At 77.3% G+C, this 1,113-nt stretch carries 1 protein-coding gene; it reads left to right on the forward strand.

The window, feature by feature from the left end:
- Window positions 1–13 precede the first annotated feature (13 nt).
- On the forward strand, window positions 14–1,113 hold a 1,100-nt coding region (locus B7767_RS28260; RefSeq protein WP_306298000.1), incomplete at its 3' end, for a beta-ketoacyl reductase.

Consider the following 1,113-nt stretch of genomic DNA (forward strand, 5'->3'; position numbering starts at 1 on the left):
GTCGGTCGGCTCGGTGACGCTGCGTCCCTTCACCGCCGACGACCTGGCGCCCGACCCGGCCCGTGTCGCGGACGCGCTGTTCCGCACGGAGTGGGTTCCGGCCGCGGGCGGGCGCACGCCCGCCGGTGACCTCGAGGTGCTCGTCCACCACTGTCCGCCGACGGACGGCGAGACGCCCGCCGCGGTGCGCGCGGTGACGGCCGGCGTGCTGGAGGCCGTGCAGGCCGTGCTCGACGGCGACGCCGTCCTCGTCGTCGTCACCGACGGCTCCGACCTCGGCCATGCCGCCGTCCAGGGGCTGGTGCGCGCGGCCGAGGCCGAGAACCCCGGCCGTTTCGTCCTGGTCGACACCGACGCCCCGGTCGAGCCGGGCGCCGTCCTGGAGTACGGCGAGCCCGAACTGCGCATCCGTGACGGCGAGGTGCTGGTGCCGCGGCTGGCCCGCGCGCCGCTCGGCCCGGACACCCCTCTCTGGGACGCCGAACGCACCGTCCTGATCACCGGTGGAACCGGCGCCCTCGGTTCCGCCGTCGCCCGCCACCTCGTGACCCGGCACGGGGTGCGGCGCCTGCTGCTGACCGGCCGCCGGGGCCCGGAGGCACCGGGAGCCGCGGAACTCACCGCGGAACTCACCGGGCTGGGCGCCGACGTCGAGGTGGCGGCCGTCGACGCGGCGGACCGCGACGCCCTGGCCGCACTGCTCGAAGGGCGGAACGTCGGCGGGGTCGTGCACGCGGCGGGCGTCCTGGACGACGGCGTGATCCCCTCGCTGACGCCCGAGCGCGTCGACCGGGTACTTCGCCCGAAGGCCGACGCGGCATGGCACCTCCACGAACTCACCCGCGGCATGGGGCTGACCGCGTTCGTCCTCTTCTCGTCCGTCGCCGGCGTCCTCGGCGCCCCCGGACAGGGCAACTACGGCGCCGCCAACACGTTCCTCGACGCCCTGGCACGCCACCGGCACGCCGACGGACTCCCCGCGCTGTCCCTGGCCTGGGGCCCGTGGGCCGGGGGCGGCATGGCGGACGGCCTCGACCAGGACGGCATACGCGCCCTGGCGCCGGCGGAGGGACTGGCGCTGCTCGACGCGGCCGCCGGCGCCGCCGAGCCCGC

The organism is Streptomyces sp. 13-12-16, from assembly GCF_002114215.1.
GTDB lineage: Bacteria > Actinomycetota > Actinomycetes > Streptomycetales > Streptomycetaceae > Streptomyces.